Genomic DNA, 16,482 nt, shown 5'->3' on the forward strand with positions numbered 1-16,482 from the left:
TTTTCTTCACTGTAATTTTTGATCATATCGTTTGATCTCTTTGCGCTCGGTTCGTATGATGTCCGCATCACCGAATATTAGGCGCTATTGCAAAAGATTTCAATATTGAAAAAGCTCATTTTTAAGGAGATATAACATCTTCTCTTTCCCAATAAAGCGGCAAGGCACACAGTAATCGTGCTTATCCGGCCGGGATAGACATGGCCCTTTTTGATAGCCTTGGAATAGAAGTGCTTTTTGATCTGATAAAATATCGAAGGCAATGCTGTCAGGGCCTGACCTTGATCTCCACAACTTTAGTTACCCTTGTAGTTACGCCCTCTGACCAAATGGCTAATTGGCTCAAATACCTGTCCGACCTGAGTTCAAAAGACACTTTTTTATAAGAACTTGCAAATTTGACAGCAATGTGTTTCATAAAGTTTAATGATACGACTCGCTCCAATGCTTGGAAAGAAACCTTAGAACCTCAGATACTTTTATGGTAGTCTGGGAAATTCGAAATACAATAACAATTCACGTTTGAGCAAGTAGATTAAATGGAGGCTAGTTCGATGGCGATTATTTATTACCCATAACATCTTCGGCAAGATAACGTCTTATTTTTACTTTAACATAATATTCAAATAAACTGAATTCCGTCCATAAGAATCGTAGAATGGCTTAAAAAGTACTCCGTCAATTGTAAAGTTAAGTTGCTGCGGATTGCCCTTTATATTTTTACTAATGTCCGCTGCATTCAAAGTTACCTTCCGCCACACTGTTCTTGCTTCCGACTCTTGTGCCGCAAGCAATATTGGGCCGTAAAATAAGCTGGCTATGTTTTGCTGATCCATTATTGGGTCCAGATGGAACCCGAATGGCATTCTCAATTCTACTTTGTCCCCGGTTTTCCAATTTCGATTAATTTTAAGATAACTGCCAGGCATTGCCTTCAGGTCTTGGTGCTGCCCGTTGATGCTCACATAAAAACCCTTGGTTGCCCAAGAGGGTACACGTACATATAAATCAAATTTACCTTTGCCTTTAATAGTAAGGCTGCTATGATCTTCTTTAGGGAAAGTAGTGGTTTGTTCTACGACAATGTTTCTCTCTGTCCACTGTAGTGTGGACGCGATATAAAGATTCACGTAAAGCGCATTGTTATCCTTACTTTTGAAGTAAATCGAGTTTTGCAGTTTAGTGTTGCTTTCTAAAGCAGTCCCGTTGCAGCAGGTAAAGCCGGTCATGTCGGCATTACTAAACTGTTTTACTGACCCGGGTCGCAGCGGTACATGGTAAGTATTAGCCGCGTCATCTTCGGCTACCGAAGCCAAAATATGGTTGTATAAAGCTCTTTCATAATAGTCCATTAGTTCGGCCTGCTGGTTGTACATAAAAAGGTCACTTGAGAGTTTCAACATATTATATGTAGCGCAAGTTTCATTTTGGCCACCGGAAGAAAAGCCGTTTTCATACAATGTTTCGGGCTCGCGGATAAAACACTCGGCGTTTGCAGGGTTACGAGCCCCGGCAAAGCCTCCAATGCTATACATGTAATCGCTGACAGCCTTATGCCAAAAATTATCGGCCACCTTATAATATTCAGGATTATTGGATGCAGTGTAAGTCTCAATGCTGCCGATAACCTGCGGTATATGCTGGTTGGCATGCAACCCTCTAAAGTTATCTACATTTTTCACCAGCCCACTTGAGTGTTCCTTATCGCCAAAAAACACCCTAATGTTGTCAAACAATTGCGCGGTCTTCAGATAGTTTTCGTTGTTAGTGAGGCGATACATCCGCGCCATCACCTCATTCATACCGCCATATTCGCCTGCGATATAAGTATTCCACATTTTAATAAGGGTGTCCTGCGGTAGTTTGCTCAATCGGCTGTACACCCAGTCGCCCATACCCGTAGCAATTTTAAGTGCTTTCCTGTTGCCGCTTAATTCGTAAACATCCAGCAAACCGGCTAATATTTTGTGAAGTGTATAGTATGGAGCCCAAACCTGAGTGGACTGGCCACCGTATTTGGCCCCGTGCTCAAGCATAATAAATTGATCGGGGGGGTATGCGCTGATAAACCCATTTCCCCAGTTCCAATAATCGGTACGCAAACCCTGATCGCTTAGGTCAGAATCAAAGCCTGCCTTACCTGCGCCAATCGGTATAGCGGCAGGATCAGAAACGTGTGGTCCTCCTGCTGTTTTGGCCTTACCTGAGAGTTGTGACAAATCATATAGCGTGTTGACCATATAGTCAATTTTCGTGGCAAATTTATCATGAAGAGCTTTATCATATCCGCAGCCAGCATAAGCCTGCGCAAGTGCGGTTAGATAATGGCCAGTGGCATGCCCGCGAAGTTTGGTATCCTGGCTATCCCAAACACCAAGTGGTCTTGCGTTAGCAGGTTGTTTTTGCCCAAAGGCTTCGCGGAACATATACAAAAAAGAATTCGGATCAGTCTGGGCCAATGTCCTTAAAAATTTATCCCTGTTTTCGATAAATTTTGTTTTGTGACCTTCTACATCTGTATTTAAAGAAACCTGGCCCAGCTTGAACGCTTCCAGTTTTGCTTGCGGTGCAATTGACCTTGCACGCTCTGTAACAATTACGGTAGCTTCTGGTTGTACCGCTGACCCCGGGATACGGCCTTTAACCACATAACGCCCGGTATTAAGAACAGTTGAATTACTTTTGGGGTTTGGCCATAATACACGTACTTTAGGCCCCTTTAGCCCTTTTTTATAAGTACCATCCAGATATTCAGGCAGACGGGGTAAAGTACCTACCTCGGTTTCGACTGTTACATCACTTACTTTTATCAGGTACGCATTATAAAGTTGAGGTGCTGTCGGCGAAAAATGCGGAAGGTCATCCTCCGTTTGGGCATTTGTATTTACGGTTATTTGATTTCCGCTTGAAACATGATTGTATATGCCGGCAACCTGCCTGCTGTTAAGAGGAACGCGGTATATACGGAAATCATGTATTAAAGCATTGAGATATGAATCCTTAAGTGCTAATGATTTGCCAATATAAAGCTGCTTTTTTGTGGATTGCCGCCCAAAAACTCCAGTCAAGTCTTTGGATACTAAATTGGTGCGTCCTACAGGTTTACCGTTAATATAGGCAATAATATATCGTGAAGGAACATCGGCCACTATCGTAAGATAAAGCCATTTATTTGCTACCAGCCCGGGGACGGCTACAGTCGGATGGCTATCTTTTTTACAGGTAAGCATACCTGTTTCCATGAGAGAAGCAGTTTCTGTTCCAGTCGATGATGCAAAAAAGCGGTGATCTTCATCCATCCCAAGATCAAATAAATATTGGCCTGGACGGCCTGAGCGCAAATAAACCCATCCTGAGACGCTGATAGATTCTAAATCGGCTACAACATTATCGGGTAGGGTAACAAATGCATTGTTACCACTCAACGATAATACATTCCCGAACCGGTCGTCATGAACAAACTTGCCATCACCGAGTAGATTACCGTGTAAGTGGTTACGTGACCAGTCTTTCACATTGCCGTCAAAAATATATCGGGCCACCATATCCGTTTCGCCAATACCGTCCAATATTTGATCGCCGTTTTGCGCGTCCACATTTTTTGTGAAAGTCATTAAAAGGAGCAAAGGAAAAACAAGTTTAAGAAAGGCCGTATCTACTTTCATTTTATTTTTGATTATCAACTTATTCTGGTGTTTACTAATATATCCGGGGTTCACTATTTTTATCATTGCAACTTTCTTTTGGTAGACTACAAAATTTTAATAAAAGACCTTTTGTAATTGGACCGGTTAAGATCTTATAATAATTATATATTACTTTGCATAGTATTATTGGCACCATATCATTCAAAGAAACTTAATTTTTTTCAACGCCCACTTCATCATTTTAACAAGATATAGCTTTATTTTGCTAAGCCCGGAATGCTTGGCCATGCAATCTGCGCGCATAAGACCGATAATGCAGACTGCAAAATTTAGAATTTCTTAACAGAATTTGTGCTCTAATGAGTATGGAACAGCATGGTAAAACATGCCGGAATATTCGCCCCAGATCAAGTACTTTAACCAATAAGGTACCGATCCTTTGTAGAACCGAAGCAATTAACACGTGAGTGTTATTTCTTTTTTACCAGGGTATAAGTCGCACAAAATCGGTTGGAAATTTTAAACTCGGATCATTATAGGTTGTACTGTTGAAAAAACCTCGTGGAATACCCACAATACTCACTGGGCCATACTTGGTTTGTCTGATTACACCAGGAGAGGTAGACATAACCCCGTTTAACATGATATTGTACATAAAAGTCGGTTTACTGTCTGGCTTTAAATTAACATAGTTCAAAGGCATAGCCAACTCATAGGTTAATCCGTCCTTTACACTAAATTGCATGGCTGCGTTAATGTGATACCCATTGTATACCGAAATCACAGAATCAGGGATTGAGTTATGTTTCCTAATGCGATCTGTTTGGCATACATCGACAGTAATTTGTTATTGAGTTCAGTAATCGAATCTGCCTGTTTTGATTTACTTACCGCATCGCCGGTCAACTCTGAAAGCTTAAGTTTATACTTATTTTGCTGATTACTCCGATGAAGCTTACCCTTAACAGCGAGACGTGAACTCATTATGTTGATAAGCAACAATAAATAAATACACAGTTTTTTCTCTGACATGGGGCGTTTTTGAATTGCTTAATTAGTTGTACTAAGTAAATAATGGTCAACGGTGCATTGAGAACCAATGGTCAATGTTGCTGAAAACTAGGCACTGTGAACTTCAAGTTGCCTTTTTTGTCTACAGCTTTCTCCCAACGGATCGCTTAGCTTGCAGCCACATAGGCATGGACAATAATCAACCCTTAATATCAAGGTTGACTTGTCTTAGTTTGTTATCCAACGGAATGACGTAGCTGCCACGTGCTTTACGGTAGCTTTTTTGAATTCTGTAACCTCCATTTTTGGGATCATATTCTTCTATTTGTAGCCAAGCATTTGCTGTATGCTCATCTTTTTTGTTGAGCCATATAATTACCTGCTTGGTTTGGGCATTATAGCTTACTCTATTGAACGTTCCGGCCTTGAGCGTTAACCATAATCCGGCGGGTGCAATAAATACTTTTGATTTGGAGCCGTTAGTAATATTTACATCGATCATATTTCCGCGATGGATGATATTACCTCCAAATGCAAGCCAGCCCAATTCAGCATCGTGGGTAAGATAAGCGGCGCTGTTAACGGCATAACCGAAAAAGTTTGAACCGTAATCGCCGGACAAACCATCTATCTTTAACGTAGATGGAAAGGAGTGAAATGCTGCCGGGCCAAAACCATCGGCAGTGATATTGGATATCGAACCCATTAAGCCGCCATAGCCTACACGTAGCATGTAAAGATCGGAGGGGCTCTTACGGTAAGCCGATAAAACCGGGATGGCGTTTAGTCCCGAACCGTAATGGTGCAACTGGCGTTCAATTCTGGATAGTTTCCCAGCATACCCAAAGTCCCAGTACCTGCGGGCCGAACCATTATATCCCCAATTCGGAATAGTGGGCATATAAGCCAGGATCGCATTAATAGTTGCTGCCGCTTTATCGGTGTAACCGAAATAATCCGACCAGAGGTAAACTTCTTCCTGCCCAGTAGAATCCCAGGGCATTTCACTTCCGAATGGATAAAGGAGCGTGCGCCAATGATCGGCCCTAGCCTTCATTGCCTTTTCAAGTTCATCAGCTTCCTTTTGCCAGCCTTCACATTTCAGATCTGAAAGAATCAGGTAATATATAGTCCCTTCCATTTGCCCGAATTGTGCATAATACGGCGCTTGCTGTACCATTGCCATTGACGTGTAGTAAGCATTTTTCAAATACCAATCCCACTTACGATCTGTAACTAAGCCGGAGTGATACCTTGCCAAACGATAGAGCGCCCAATGTGCGGAAGCTACATGCGGATAATTATAAGAACGCCCAACATCATTAGCAGTATTATGGTCCCAGGCCGCCCAGGTTTTGTAATTGATGCTATCACTATAAGTACCGGCGGGCATCTCGTCCGGCTGGTAATAAAACAGGCTCTTTTTAACGCCGTACATCTGGGGACCCTCGCTGTACTGCAGGTTACCCCACATCGTATGGCCGACAAAACGCTGTAACTTTAAGATCTCCGCAGCGTCAGGTTGAATTACCTCCTTCATTACTGCTCCGAGCCAGCTACCTGCCCCTCCTTCATCGCTAAGGCCGGGTATCCATGCGCGGCCATCCTGGGTTACCTGGCGCCGGGTTTCGTAATCATAACTAATAACAGACTGGTCTCTGCCAAACGGATCGTTTGGGTCGGAAAACCACTGCTCCTTCGTTAAGAATGCGCCGTAATTTTTAACTACATCAACTTCAGACTTAATTACCTTATAATTAACCGTTTGAACGAGCCCATCACTATAGGTAATCGTCAGCCTTGCCCTTCCCCATATTTTGCCGGCCACCTGATACTGCTGATGGGTTCCACTCCTGTCGGCAACTGGCTTAACGGTTAACGCACCCATCGGCTCAACATTTATACTGCTAACCTTTTGCCCGTATTTTAAGAATAGTCTGGCATCAACATCCATCGGTAGCACATAGCCCGGCACCCCAATAGCCACCGGCCTTTTATTTGCAGTTAATGTCTTTTCTATTCCACTGATTGACGATGAAATTAAAAACTTTAACCCGTAACCCGCAGATTCGCCGGGCTTTAGAATTTGTGAGGTAGGTTTATTCCAGGGTTCGGCGTTTTTCCATTCATTATCGGCGTATGCTTTACTATAAACCATCCATTCATTGAATCCCTCAAAATCGATTCCACGGGGCGTAGGGTCATTCAGCAGCGGATTGTAAGCCTCAAAGGGCGTTTTGTGAAATGGCACAACTAATAAAGCGGGGCCATGTCCGTTTAACCGGGTAACCTGTAAATAACCGGCGTCGTTTCCGATATACGGATCGTAAAATACATTTTGGGCATGTGTTTCCTCCAGACTTTTACCCTGCATAATGTTATTAAAGATCATAGGAATGCCTAATGACCCTATTTCTAAGGGTTGTGAGCTTGTGTTCCTGATTTTGAAAAATAATACCAGATGGCCATCCTCCATCATCCAATAACGCTCTATATGCACTGGAATATCTGCTGGCAGCGTATTGCTTAAATCAGCTGCCGCCAATACGTTCTTGTCTTTAAATGGTATGTCGCTAACCGGGTGCCTTTTTGCAGCCGTAGAGTAATTTGACCAGTTGCTTTGTGCACTTGTTTTGATCCTCAGGTTAATATCTCCCAGTTGATACATACCATCGCTGCTGCGTAGCTTAAGCCTGTCTCCGGGCGTAAAGTCGAAAGCGGTATCAGTTAGCGGCTTCAGTGCAGCGACAGTTTGTGACGAACGGACAAGCGTTAATACAAAATTACCGGCTTTTACGGATTGAAAGCCGTTTCCAAGCTCCAGTGTTGAAGGCCTTTTTTCCAGATCTTTCCACGGGTTTTGCCCGTAACTATGCTGTGGCCAAAGGCCAACTGCCGATATCAACAAAACCAGGTAGTATTTTGCCAAACTTGAAGCTAATTGATTTTTAAGGTTATTGCAGGACATATAAATTGGTTAAATAAACGATCACACTGATATTAAAAGCAAAGGTACATCAAACGCAAAAGGCGAACTTGCCATAATTTTATCTATTGATAGTTGCTTATTGACCGAATTGCTTTAAAATAGGTTTTTAATTGCTATTCCAAATTAACGCTAGCCCGGAAAGTTCTGACGTCTGTAGTTTTTTCTTAAGGTTAGATAGCGCGTTTATGGTATACCCCTGGAAATATTACGCGTAAAGCCTGCCGCGCGTCCGTCAACAGCGCAGTAGTACAGGCCACCGACCTGTAACCAGTTAGCCATTGGTGTAGATGAGGCAACCATCTACGAATTCACAAAGAGGAAATTCTTGGTGTATGATAATTATTCCTTTCTCGGGATGACAGCAAATTACCCATATAATAGGTAGAACAAAGCGATCCCTTATCAGATGACTAATCTGTATCGTTTGGGATCGCTTTATATGTTATAATGAGATTTTTTTAGACCCAATGTCTAATTCAACTCTAATGTTACCACCGATTTCGCAGGCAGCGTTACTGCTAACTTATCGCCATCCTTTTTAGCACCTGAAAAAGGGGCAAGGTGCAGTTTATTTGGCGCTTTAAAAGTGTTGATATCAGTAATATTAGCTGACGTTAGAATCTGGCCACTGAAAGTATTCCATTCTATATCTTTTAATTCTGTAGTAATAGTAATGGCGTTGTGCAAATCAAGGTTCACGAAAGAGATATGAACTTTACCTTTGGCATCCTGCGATGCAGAAACATTTACTGCCTTTATCTTTTTACCGTCAAGTTCGTAATCAGGTACGTCCAGCTTGATGGGCAAATATTTGGCATCCTGGTGAACTTTGTACATATCAAACACATGATAGGTAGGAGTGAGTAACATTTTTTCCTTGTCGGTTAGGATCAACGATTGCAGCACGTTTATTGTCTGAGCAAGGGCCGCCATACGCACACGGTCGCTATGGTTATTGAAAATATTAAGTGTCGTTCCGGCAATTAAAGCGTCGCGCAGGCTGTTTTGCTGAAACAAAAAGCCGGGGTTTGTTCCGGGTTCAACATCTGTCCAAACCCCCCATTCATCGACTACTAATGCCACTTTTTTCTCCGGATCGTATTTATCCATAATGGCAGAGTGCTTAGTTACAATATCTTCCATTTTTAAACAGCTAACCATAGTACCGAAATACTCTTTTTCGTCAAACATGGTTGCTGATCCTTTATTATACCAGTTCCCCGTTGGGATGGTGTAATAGTGAAGTGAAAGGCCCGACATCATCCCTATAGGGATGTTCTTCATACACACTTCTGTCCAGCGGTAATCATAAGCATTTGCTCCGGCCGCTATTTTTTGTAGTGGTGCGTCAGGGTAATCTTTTGCAAAAGCTGCATAGCGTTTGTAAAGATCGGTGTAGTATTCTGGTGTCATAACTCCGCCGCACCCCCAGCTTTCGTTACCAACACCCCAAAGGGTTACTTTATAAGGTGCAGGATGTCCATTTTTTATACGCTCTTTAACTACAGTGCTGGAACTGTTCGAGTTAAGGTATTCAATCCATTTCGACATTTCTTCAACAGTACCGCTGCCCACGTTCCCGGCTATATAGGGTTCGCATTTTAGCAATTCGCAAAGTTCCAGGAACTCGTGCGTGCCAAAGCTGTTATCTTCGGTTGTTCCACCCCAATTTGTATTTACCATGCGCGGGCGTAAAGCAGATGGACCAATGCCATCGCGCCAGTGATACTCGTCGGCAAAACAGCCCCCGGGCCACCGCAGGTTTGGTATCTTTATTTTTTTCAAGGCTTCCACCACATCCAGGCGAATGCGGTCCTGCTTTTTTACCGGCAGTGTTTTATCCACCCAAAAACCACCATAAATACCATGGCCCAAATGCTCGGCAAATTGTCCGTAAATGTGTTTGCTGATGACTGTTTTTGAATCAGTGCTGATGCTTAGCGTCCCTGTTTGACTATAACCGGGTGCCGAAATTAAACACAAGGCTACAGCAGAGCCAAAAGAGAAAAGGAGATTTTTTTTCATAAAAATTGGTTTATGCCGTGAAGAAAAGAAAGAATATTAATAAGTGTTCTCATTGTTTTTTTGTAATGATGCCCATAAGCCGCACTATAAAGCACACAAAATTTTACAAATGTTTCCCAATATATATTTCAATAACGCAGAAATTCCACAGTATAAGTTGAAAATTGAAACAGTCCAAGTGTGAATTTTATATATAGAACGGAAACTTTATTTGTCCAATCAAATTTTATGGTATACGTGTGATATCAGATAATGTGCAGGATAGAATAAATGTGCCTCTGGTATTAAAATATTGCGTAGAAAATGTAGTGTTTGCATTTAAACCTGTACTAGTATGGCTACCTACAATACTGTAATAAGAAATCCCCCCGGAAAAGCCTGGATACTTGTCTGGAACAGAAAATAATGGCATCTGCGGTACACCTCCGGGATAAGGATATACTATTGATGTATCTGTTTTTAACGACGGGTAGTAAGGATTCCAATCGCCCCAGTTAGGGCGTCCGGGTCGACCGGTTATTTCTCCCTTTGAAGGATTAAAATAAGTTCCATTTTTATCTTTCCAGACGTAAATGATTTGATCAGGACCGTTTGCAATATGTGTAATAGAAACTTTAAGGTTAGAGGCAGGCTGACCGGTGAAGCTTGTAAATTTTGCGTCAGAATAGTTATATGCCAGATATGAAAGGGTATCTGCTTGATTTGGTATTACGTTAATGGTACAAGCGTGGTTTAATACCTGGCTTCCCTTAACATTTTGCACGCGCACATCAATAGAATAGGTGCCGATAGGCACATAAGTTGTTGCTCGTGTAAACTGCAACCTTCCTCCGATACGGTTGATGCTGAATGGGGCTAATAAACTATCTTTTAATTTAAGCTTTAGTGAGGCTAAAGTGGTATCGCTGCTGGTAATACCACCTTTAGAAAAAACCTTAACCGTATCGGGCTTTAGCATGTAGTCGCTGGCGTCTTTACCTGAAGCATCTTTGATGGACAGCAGGTCAACATAAAACGGCAGTGTGGACCCGTTTGTAACAATATCATTTGAAACAGTAGTGTTTCCCTGAGATACCGTAAGTGGATTTTGATTGTAGAAAATTAAATTACTGATATATCCTTCCGGAATTTTTTTACAACTATATATGGCCACAATTGCTAAAATTGTGAATATTCTTATCTGAGTGAACCTTTTTGTGATCATAACAAAGCAACTTGTTAGGTTTGACGATTAAATTATCTTTTAGTTGGTATTACTGAATTTGCAAGTACATGCAGAATGGTGCCGGTTGATGTATGGATGCCTTCTGTTTGACAAGGCAAAGTAATATCTGCCTGATCTCCCTGTACCGGACCTGCCATGCCATCAATCATCCCGTTAACCTTAACGTAAGCTAAGATGAAATAGGTAAACGCAGGATTTGTATTGCTGAGATTGACATAATAAGTAGCCTGAACTTTTTTAATAGCGCACGGTGCAGCGTTTCCCAAATAGTTGCTGTAGCTAGTAGGAATTAATGTCGCCGAATCAATGGTAATGGGCTTTTCGAACATATATTGAAGAAACAATTTGGAAGAAACAGAATCGGTTAGCTGATTTAAGCTGGTTGTTCCCAACGATGTCATCAATGCATGTACCGAAAAATCTGTAAAAGCAAAGAAGGTTTTTGCGTTATTGATAGAATCTTTCAACTTGAACTTATCAACCAGTAGCAAAACAGTATCAAATTGATGATATTGGTTGCTTTTTAAATAATCGTATGTTGATAGATTTGAATAAGCGTTTGCCAAGCCACCATCAGTACGATAGGCGTCTTTTTTACAGGAACTAACAGCTGTCAGCACAAGTAGTAAAGCGGCAATAATATAATAGGGTTTGTTTTTTTTCATGATTTTTTTATTGACTTACTTTTCCTTGCCAAAACTTGGTTTGGGTTAACTTAGAATTATTTAAGAACAACGACGGGTCAACTGGCCAGTAATATTTGCCAGCCTTAAATTCGCTTGTAGTAATATTATCAAACTGTTGCACATTGTTCAGCCGTTCCAACCTTACCAGATCGTAAAAACGATGACCTTCGAGAAAAAGTTCTCTGCCTCTCTCGTCAATAACGGTTTGCAAAGTATTGGCAGCGGTTAAGCCTGTAATTGGAGCCGCGTTACGATTGGCCCGGATATTATTGATGATAGACTGGGCTGTTGTATAATCCGGCGTTGACTTTGCGCATAATGCCTCTGCTTTTAACAGTTCAATATCAGCTAGACGAAAAATGATGATGTTATTTAGTGACACCAGATAGGAAGGATTATTATTTAACATCTGAATGTTCGTATACTTGATACACTCATAATAGCTTACAGGTCCGTTAGTGTACATGGAAAATCCTTTTGTAAATCTAACATCGGTCGTATCTGTGTAAAGCTGGGCAACCAGCCCGTTATTTACCTGCCAGTTAGGCGTTGTTATAGACGGGATATATGGCGAGGTTAAGGTTGCACCCGCAAGGGTATAGCCATTATTGGCCTGGCTGGATTCTGAAATGGAGTTTCTTGCTATCTCAAAAATCCCTTCGGATGACTGGCCCTTGTAGATGTCGAGATAATTTGAAGCGCCTACCAGGCTGTAAGAACCAGAATTGATTACCTGGTCGCAAGCGGCATTACAATCATCATAATCGCCCATCCAGGCATATATGTGAGCCAGCAAAGCGTAAGCTGCACCCCTATCTGCCCTAACTACTCGGTCTGCAGATGCGCCGTTTTTCCAATCAAGATCTTTTATCGCAATTCTTAAGTCGGAAATAGCCTGTTTCAGAACAGTGGTTTGATCTGTACGGGCATATTCCAGCGAAACCGATTTATCATCGTTGTTTAGTACCAACGGTACATCGCCATAAATCCTGCATAACTCAAAATAGCTATAGGCACGAGTAAAATAAGCCTCGCCCAAGTATCTGTTCTTTTGTACTGTTTTAGAGGCTACGTCATTACCATTAAAGTTATCTGCAGGCATTACAGCAATGCGTGCAAGGCAACGGTTACTTTGTGCTATTGCCGTGTAATAAGGCGTATAGGTTCTAAGAATGAGTAGTGGTGTTGTAACATTAGCGGCGGGTACGGCAGTGCCCCACTGCATGTTTAGCACATTTAAGAATGAGCCATCTGTTGTATTAGAAAATTCACCAGAAGGTAGATCGCCGTAGGCGTAGTAGGATATGGCGTTGCTATGGGCCGCCCTTATCAAGGCATATATACCGGCAACGGCTGCATTAGCATCCCCGTCACTTTGCCAGGTTGCTTCATCCGTTGGCGTACTGATAGGTTGTGGATCTAGAAATTTTTTACAAGAAGTAAAATAAAATATCATCAAAACTATGATAAACACATTGCACTTCGTTCTCATATAGTTAATTTTTAAGATAAAACTTGAGTGATTTTTAAAGCGTTAAGCTTGCTCCCAGCGTAAATTTGGCCACTGTTGGATACACCGTATTTGATGAACCGGTAGTAGGATCAACCAGTTCAGGATCAGGAATGTCCTTAGCAGCCTTCCACATCCAAAGGTTTTGGCCCATTACATACACATTGAGTCTTTTTATTCCGGTGTTGTTCAACCACGTTTTAGGCAGTTCGTAACCTAAGGTGACGTTTCTTAACTTCACAAAGTTTCCGCTTCTTAAAAAGTAATCAGTTCCAACGTTCCAAGGGTCCATTCCTGTTCCTGTAGGATAAATCAAGCGGGCATATTTGGCATTCTGACCCGGTGTTTGCCAGAACTGACTTAGTATATTGGGATAAGCGGCAGGACCGGCAACGCCATTCCAACCGGTGTAATTATTGAAAGTAGTACTGCCATTAAGCTCATCAGATAAGGCTCCGTTTATAATTGTTCTACCAAAAACGTAAGAACAGAAAAAACCTAATGAAAAACCTTTAAAGCTGAAATTACTTCCAAATCCACCGGTATATTTCGGGTTAGGATCTCCGGCGTTAACTTTATCGTCATTTGTAATATTGTAATCGCCGTTAACGTCTACATATCGTGGGTCGCCTCCATGCAAGGTAGCACCGTTGAAGGTTTCTTTCTGGCCCGTAACCGGATCTGTCGGCACCGAAGCGTCGGTGGGATAAACACCATTTGTTTTGTAAACTCTATAAGAAAAAATTGGTCGCCCTACTGTTAACGTTTTATAGAACCATGCCGGCCCGAACAAGAAATCTCTGTTGTTATTAGGTAATTGTGTTACTACATTGCTGTTAAAAGAAACGTTTAAATTGAGCATCCATTTGAAATTAGATTTAGGCCCCAATACATTGATGTTCGTAGCAGCTTCCCAACCAGCATTTCGAAGGCTAACATAATTGCCTGAATAATACTGGTAACCACTGGTAGCCTGGGCTGGTACATTATAGAAAAAAATATTATTGTTGTGCTTGTTATAGTAATCAAAAGTTAGATTAACACGGCTTCTAAAAAGCTCAATGTCAGCACCAATGTCTAACTGTGGGTCACGTTCCCATCTTACATCCGAACTTGACTTTACACCACCGTTCTGAACAAAGTTATTGTAAAAATATGGCGTTATCACAGAGGTGCCGTTGTACGTAGAAGGTATACCACCCAAGCCTGTAGAGGAATAAATACTTCCAGTTGTTGATGCAAAATAGCTAGCATCATTCTGCAACGCCTGGTCTTTTACATACCAACCGCCCGGGTCTAAACCGGTAATGCCATAACTTACTCTGATTTTAGCGAAATTAGCTACGCTTTTAATCGGTTCAAAAAAGCTTTCATCAGATATGATCCATCCGGCTGAAACGGATGGGAATGTACCCCAGCGGTACTGTGAACTGTAAATTGAGCTGGCATCGCGTCGTACGCTCGCCATAAACAAATACTTGCCATCGTAATCGTAATTGAACCTTCCGTAATAAGAGGCAGTATTTTTTTGCTGATAGCTGCTGTAAGCATTTAAATTAGTACCCGATGGCACAGTAGCCGCGGTATAAATACCAGATACATTAATGCCGGCCGCAGATATATAGCTATAATACTGCTGATTGCTATATAAAGATCCACCTAAAACAAAATTTAAGTGATTCTTTTTGATCAGCTGATCATACTGCACAAAATTTTCCCAAGACCATGACGGGTTGTTATTATGAATGTCATAAGCAGTATTCAGCGTACCGTTTAAAACCTGAGGAGAGAAATAATTATAATCGTTATTATAAGTAGACATGGCATAAGTACTATGTAATGTGAGTCTCTTTGAAAGTGTATCTGTGGCTGCTATCGAGCCTACAAAGGTGAGTGCTTTGTCATCATCATAGTACTGCTTTTTACCGCTATAGGCATTGACCTGGGCATCGTTCAGCTGAACATTAGAAGTAGGGAAACCCCAGGAGGCAAACAGGTTATCGCCCAGGCCGCCTGCTCCGTGGCTTTGCTTTTGCTGCGCCATCAAAATATCTACAGATAGGTTCAACTTGTTAACCGGGTGGACAGACAAGGTTAAATGTGGTGTAATTTTTTCAAGTTCGTAACCATTGATAACACCCTGCTCATTGTAATGATTTAAAGATAACCGGTATTGTGTGGTTCCGGTTATACCAGCCACACTCAGATCCTGGCTATTCGTAATAGATGATGACCTGATTAAAAGCCCCTGCCAGTCTACATTGTTATTAAAAGCCCTGTTTAAAGAGTCTGTTAACGACAGCGGAATAGAGCCTTGTTGTTTGTATAAATAGGGAAGGCCCTGTTGTATAATTTGTAGTTTAAGGTTTCGCTCAGCTTGTCCGGTAACCACATCTAAAAAATTAGGGTGCGAAGAGTAACCCACAAATGCATTAAAGTTTACTTGCGGTTTGCCGCGACTGGCACTTTTAGTTTTTACTATAATTACGCCATTACCGCCTCTCGCGCCGTAGATGGCTGCGGCTGAAGCATCTTTAAGTACGTCAATAGATTCTATATCCTGAGGGTTGATAAAGCTCAAAGGGTCATTATTTCCATATGATGTTCCAATGGCGTTAACATCATATATAATACCGTCTATTACATATAATGGCCCACTGTTGCCTCCGTTCGCGTTTGCATAATCTACGTTTGAGCTACCGCGTATAACGATGCTTGGTTTTTGACCCAACTCCCCACTCGATGATAGTACGCTAACACCGGGTAATCTGCCTTGAAGCAGCTGGTCAAAGCTTGATTCTGGCTGATTGGCAATGTCCGCTCCTTTAATTGATGATATGGCCGCCGTTACATTACGCCGCTTTTGCGTCGTATAACCAATTACAACCTCTTGTAATGCATGTGCCTGAGCAGGTAATATAATGGCAACTTCATTTGAGGGAGGGACAGTTCGCTCTACTATTGTATATCCAATAAGTGATATAGTGATTTTTCCAGATGTGCCTTTTAATCTGAGCACAAATTGTCCATCGGCATTTGCTGTTGTGCCATTTGAATTGACGCCAACTTCTATTATTGTTGCACCGGACAATGTTTGTCCGTCAGAATCTTTGACAGTTCCCTTAATTGTCCTTACCGTAGTCTGTGCATAAACACAGGTAAAAAAATCAGCAAGACTGCAAAAAAACATTAACAGTAAAATTTTTCTCATATGATTTTATTAAGATTTTAATTATATACAGGTCTATACAGATAAAATGTATAAAAAAAGTATATTAAAGAAACGCATATATGCCGGCCTTTTCAGATATGCATTACTTTCAACGAGTTGCTGCAGGATTTTCCTATGCTAGTGCAACTGTTTTATAAAATTAACTAAGTAAAAAGGT

8 protein-coding genes are annotated in these 16,482 nt (G+C 41.6%); all 8 read right to left on the bottom strand.

All coding sequences use genetic code 11. The annotated features are described in order from the left end of the window. Positions 1 to 605: 605 nt before the first annotated feature. The 8 genes from PQ461_RS02075 to PQ461_RS02110 all read right to left on the bottom strand — a co-directional run bounded on the left by PQ461_RS02075 (position 606) and on the right by PQ461_RS02110 (position 16,304). The gene (locus PQ461_RS02075) at positions 606 to 3,614 is read right to left on the bottom strand and encodes a beta-L-arabinofuranosidase domain-containing protein (RefSeq protein ID WP_274207973.1); all 3,009 of its coding nucleotides are present in this window, start codon (positions 3,612 to 3,614) and stop codon (positions 606 to 608) included. A gap of 813 nt (positions 3,615 to 4,427) precedes the next feature. Further along, positions 4,428 to 4,631 (bottom strand): hypothetical protein, encoded by a 204-nt coding sequence (locus PQ461_RS02080; RefSeq protein WP_274207974.1) that lies wholly within the window; start codon positions 4,629 to 4,631, stop codon positions 4,428 to 4,430. 226 nt (positions 4,632 to 4,857) lie between these two features. Further along, positions 4,858 to 7,626, bottom strand: a complete 2,769-nt coding sequence (locus PQ461_RS02085; RefSeq protein ID WP_274207975.1) for a DUF5695 domain-containing protein — start codon at positions 7,624 to 7,626, stop codon at positions 4,858 to 4,860. A 492-nt stretch (positions 7,627 to 8,118) separates the two neighbouring features. Further along, positions 8,119 to 9,672, bottom strand: coding sequence for an alpha-N-arabinofuranosidase (locus PQ461_RS02090; protein WP_274207976.1), 1,554 nt, complete (start codon positions 9,670 to 9,672; stop codon positions 8,119 to 8,121). 226 nt (positions 9,673 to 9,898) lie between these two features. Then, a complete protein-coding gene (locus PQ461_RS02095) occupies positions 9,899 to 10,876 on the bottom strand; it encodes a hypothetical protein (RefSeq protein WP_274207977.1) in 978 nt (325 codons plus the stop codon). 32 nt (positions 10,877 to 10,908) lie between these two features. Continuing rightward, positions 10,909 to 11,562 (bottom strand): hypothetical protein, encoded by a 654-nt coding sequence (locus PQ461_RS02100; RefSeq protein WP_274207978.1) that lies wholly within the window; start codon positions 11,560 to 11,562, stop codon positions 10,909 to 10,911. A gap of 7 nt (positions 11,563 to 11,569) precedes the next feature. After that, positions 11,570 to 13,075 carry a RagB/SusD family nutrient uptake outer membrane protein gene (locus PQ461_RS02105; RefSeq protein ID WP_274207979.1) on the bottom strand — a complete coding sequence of 502 codons (1,506 nt, stop codon included), beginning with the start codon at positions 13,073 to 13,075 and terminating at the stop codon, positions 11,570 to 11,572. A 34-nt stretch (positions 13,076 to 13,109) separates the two neighbouring features. Then, a complete protein-coding gene (locus PQ461_RS02110; protein ID WP_274207980.1) occupies positions 13,110 to 16,304 on the bottom strand; it encodes a SusC/RagA family TonB-linked outer membrane protein in 3,195 nt (1,064 codons plus the stop codon). Between the last annotated feature and the right edge of the window lie 178 nt (positions 16,305 to 16,482).

The organism is Mucilaginibacter sp. KACC 22063, from assembly GCF_028736115.1.
Classification (GTDB): Bacteria; Bacteroidota; Bacteroidia; order Sphingobacteriales; family Sphingobacteriaceae; genus Mucilaginibacter.